The 4626-nt window shown below is 67.2% G+C and carries 3 protein-coding genes; all 3 read right to left on the reverse strand.

The genetic code is table 11. From position 1 onward, the window contains the following. Positions 1-409: orotidine-5'-phosphate decarboxylase (gene pyrF / locus AC5RWT_RS34715; RefSeq protein WP_494084190.1), on the reverse strand; the 409-nt coding region annotated here is incomplete at its 3' end. Beyond that, entirely contained in the window at positions 402-3701 is a 3300-nt protein-coding gene (gene carB / locus AC5RWT_RS34720; protein ID WP_494084191.1) for a carbamoyl-phosphate synthase large subunit, read from the reverse strand. The genes pyrF and carB, both read right to left, overlap by 8 nt. After that, positions 3701-4626, reverse strand: a 926-nt coding sequence (locus AC5RWT_RS34725; RefSeq protein ID WP_494084192.1) for a carbamoyl phosphate synthase small subunit, incomplete at its 5' end; no start/stop codon positions are given. The genes carB and AC5RWT_RS34725, both read right to left, overlap by 1 nt.

Below are 4626 nucleotides of genomic sequence, written 5' to 3' on the forward strand. Positions count from 1 at the left end.
AGGGGCTCAGGGTCACCGCGTCGGCAGCCAGCGCCGATCCGTCACGCAGCCAGGCGTCCGCGTACGCAGCCATGGTGGAGCCGATGTCGCCGCGCTTGGCGTCGGCGATGGTCAGCGCGCCGGCCTCAGCCGAGGCGGCCAGCAGCTTCTCCAGGACCGTCATGCCGGCGGAACCGTGGCGCTCGTACAGTGCCACTTGGGGCTTGAGGGCGGCTGCGCGCTCCCCCACCGCGTCGAGCACGGTGAGGGAGAAGCGTTCCAATCCGCCGGCGTCGTCATTGAGGCCCCAGGCGGAAAGCAGCGACGGGTGCGGGTCGATCCCCACACAGAGCGGCCCGCGGGCCTCCATCGCCGCCCGCAGCCGCTGCCCGAAGGTGGCGGCCAGCGGCCGGGGGTCAGGCTCAGGCATGGAACGCGGCCTTCAGGTTCTCGGCATGTTCCTGCAGGCTGGTCACGTCCCACTCGTACTGGCGCATCGCTTCGATGGCCTGAATGGCGGCACCGAATTCGGACACCGTGGTGATGATCGGGGTGCCGACCGAGGTCGCCGCGGCGCGGATCTCGTAGCCGTCGCCGCGGGCCTGCCCGCCCGAGGGGGTGTTGAGGATCAGACCAATGTGGCCCTCGGTGATGAGGTCCACAATGGTGCCTTCGCCCTGCTCGGAGCGGCCCTGGGCGATCTTGCGCACGGTGGTGGACTGGATGCCGTTGCGGCGAAGCACTTCGGCCGTGCCGCCGGTGGAGAGGATCTCGAAGCCCAGGTCCACCAGCAGCTTCACCGGCATGATGATGGAGCGCTTGTCGCGGTTGGCCACCGAGACGAACACCTTGCCGGATGTCGGCAGGGCGCTGCCGGCCGCTGCCTGGCTCTTGGCGAAGGCGGTGTCGAAGTACTTGTCGATGCCCATGACCTCGCCGGTGGAGCGCATTTCCGGGCCCAGCAGCGAGTCAACCACGGTGCCTTCGGGGGTGCGGAAGCGGCTGAACGGAAGCACCGCTTCCTTCACTGCCACCGGAGCTTCCAGCGGCAGCCGGGAGCCGTCACCGGTCTCCGGCAGCACCTTGTACACGCTGCGCAGCATGGCAATGTCGACGCCTGTGCCGATCAGCGCCGCGGCCTTGGCCAACTGCACGCCGGTGGCCTTGGACACGAACGGGACGGTGCGGGAGGCGCGCGGGTTGGCTTCAATCACGTAGAGCACGTCGGCGGCCAGCGCGAACTGGATGTTGATCAGGCCGCGCACCCCCACGCCCTCGGCGATGGCAGCGGTGGCGCTGCGCACCCGGTCCAGCACGTCGGCGCCCAGCGTGATCGGGGGCAGCACACAGGCCGAGTCGCCGGAGTGGATGCCGGCCTCCTCGATGTGCTCCATGATGCCGCCCACGTAGAGGTCCTTGCCGTCGTAGAGGGCGTCGACGTCGATCTCGATGGCGTCTTCCAGGAAGCGGTCCACCAGCACCGGGTGGTCCGGCGTGATCTCGGTGGCGTTGGCGATGTAGCGCGAGAGGTTGGCCTCGTCGTAGACGATCTCCATGCCGCGTCCGCCCAGCACGTAGGACGGGCGGACCAGCACGGGGTAGCCGATCTCGTCGGCGATCTTCTTGGCTTCCTCGAAGGAGACGGCGGTGCCGTTCTTCGGGGCAATCAGTCCGGCCGAATCCAGCACGCGCTGGAAGGCACCTCGGTGCTCGGCAAGGTCGATGGCTTCCGGCGACGTGCCGAGGATCGGGATGCCGGCGTCGGCCAGGGCCTGGGCCAGCTTCAGCGGTGTCTGGCCGCCCAGCTGCACGAACACACCGAGCACGCCGCCGGTGCGCTCTTCTGCCGCAATGACCTCCAGCACGTCCTCGAGCGTGAGGGGCTCGAAGTACAGGCGGTTGGAAATGTCGTAGTCGGTGGAGACGGTCTCCGGATTGCAGTTGATCATCACCGTCTCGTGCCCGGCCTTGCGCAGCGCCATGGTGGCGTGGACGCAGGAGTAGTCGAACTCGATGCCCTGGCCGATCCGGTTGGGACCGGACCCGAGGATGATCACGGACGGCTTGGCGTGCAGCTCGACTTCGTCCTCTTCGTCATAGGACGAGTAGTGGTACGGGGTGTAGGCGGCAAATTCCGCGGCGCAGGTGTCCACTGTCTTGAACACCGGGCGGATGCCCAGTGCGTGGCGGACACCGCGGACCACTGCCTCGCTGGTGTTGGACAGCTTGCCGATTTGCTCATCGGAGAAGCCGTGGCGCTTGGCCAGCCGGAGGATGTCCTCGGTCAGCGCCGGGGCCCGGCGGATGTCGGTGGCCACTTCGTTGATCAGCTGCAGCTGGTCCAGGAACCAGGGGTCGATCGAGGTGGCTTCGAAGACCTGCTCGATGCTCGCGCCGCCCAGCAGCGCCCGCTGCACCAGCGAAAGCCGCTCGGTGGACCCGAATTTGGCCTTGGTCAGCAGCTCAGGCACATCGTAATCGTTGACCGGGTCGAACTCCAGCTGCGAGCCCTTTTGCTCCAGCGACCGCAGCGCCTTCTGCAGCGCTTCGGTGAAGTTGCGGCCGATCGCCATCGCTTCGCCGACCGACTTCATGGTGGTGGTCAGCGTCGGATCGGCGGCCGGGAACTTCTCGAAGGCGAAACGGGGAACCTTGACGACGACGTAGTCCAGCGTGGGTTCGAAGGCAGCCGGGGTCTGCTGGGTGATGTCGTTGGGGATCTCGTCCAGGGTGTAGCCAAGCGACAGCTTGGTGGCAATCTTGGCAATCGCAAAGCCAGTGGCCTTGGACGCCAGCGCCGAGGACCGGGACACGCGCGGGTTCATTTCGATCACCACAACGCGCCCGGTATCCGGTTCGATGGCGAACTGGATGTTGCAGCCGCCGGTGTCCACGCCGACTTCGCGGATCACCGCGATGGAGATGTCGCGCAGCTTCTGGAACTCTCGGTCGGTCAGCGTCATGGCGGGGGCCACGGTGATGGAGTCGCCGGTGTGCACGCCCACCGGATCGAAGTTCTCGATCGAGCACACGACGACGACGTTGTCGTTCTTGTCGCGCATCATCTCGAGCTCGTATTCCTTCCAGCCCAGGATGCTCTCTTCGAGCAGCACCTCGCTGGTGGGGCTGTACTGGATGCCGGCACCGGCGATCCGGCGCAGGTCGTCCGCGTTGTAGGCCATGCCGGAGCCAAGGCCGCCCATGGTAAAGGACGGGCGCACCACCATCGGGTAGCCCAGTTCCTCCGCCGCGGCAAAAGCCTCGTCCATCGAATGCACGATCACCGATTTGGCGGACTCGGCGCCGCAGCGCTCCACCACGCCCTTGAACTTCTCGCGGTCTTCGCCGAGTTCAATGGCGGCAATGTTGGCGCCGATCAGCTCGACGTTGTACTTCTCCAGCACGCCGTTCTTGTCCAGCGCGATCGCGGTGTTCAGCGCGGTCTGGCCGCCCAGCGTGGGCAGCAGGGCGTCCGGGCGTTCCTTGGCAATGATCTTTTCGACCACCTCCGGCGTGATCGGCTCCACATAGGTCGCGTCGGCGAACTCCGGGTCCGTCATGATGGTGGCCGGGTTGGAGTTGACCAGGATGACCCGTAGGCCTTCCTCCTTCAGCACCCGCAGCGCCTGTGTGCCGGAGTAGTCGAATTCGGCCGCCTGGCCGATCACGATGGGACCGGAACCGATGACCAGGACGGACTTCAGATCTTCTCTCTTGGGCATTACTTGCTTTCCTTCGTGGTCTCGGACGTCGTCTCGGAGGCGGTCGCGGCCTGGGTCCGGCGGGAGTCCATCAGGTCGGTGAAGCGGTCGAACAGGGGCGCCGCATCGTGTGGCCCCGCGGCGGCCTCGGGGTGGTACTGGACGGAAAAGGCGGGGATGTCCAGGCAGTTCAGGCCCTCGACGACGTCGTCGTTCAGGCAGACGTGGCTGACTTCCACCCGGCCGAAGCGCTCTTCCGGGGCGAGCGTCGGCCCGTCCAAGGGGGCGTCGACGGCGAAGCCGTGGTTCTGCGAGGTGATTTCAACCTTCCCGGTGCGTCGGTCCATCACCGGCACGTTGATCCCGCGGTGGCCGTAGCGCAGTTTGTAGGTGCCGAAGCCCAGGGCGCGTCCCAGGATCTGGTTGCCGAAGCAGATGCCGAAGAACGGCAGGCCGGCGTCGAGCACCTTGCGCAGCAGCAGCACCTGGCGGTCGGCGGTGGCCGGGTCGCCGGGTCCGTTGGACATGAACATGCCGTCGGGCGAGACCGCCTGGATGTCTTCGAAGCTTGCGGTGGCGGGCAGCACGTGCACCCGGATCCCGCGCTCGGCGAAGCGGACCGGGGTCATGGCCTTGATGCCCAGGTCGAGGGCCGCGATGGTGAACCGCGGCTCGCCCTCCCAGCCGTGGTCTGCCGGTTCGACCACGTAGGCTTCGGTGACGCTGACTTCTTCGGCGAGCCGGGCACCCTCCATCGCCGGCTGGGCGGCGACTTCGGCCACCAACTCCGCGGCGGGGCGGGCGGCCGCGTCGCCGGAGAAAATGCCGGCCTTCATCGCGCCGCGTTCACGCAGGTGGCGGGTCAGCGCGCGGGTGTCCACGCCCTGGATGCCCACGATGCCCTGGTTGACGAGTTCGTCGTCCAGGCTGCGCTCGGAGCGCCAGT

The organism is Arthrobacter sp. Dra40 (assembly GCF_059091905.1).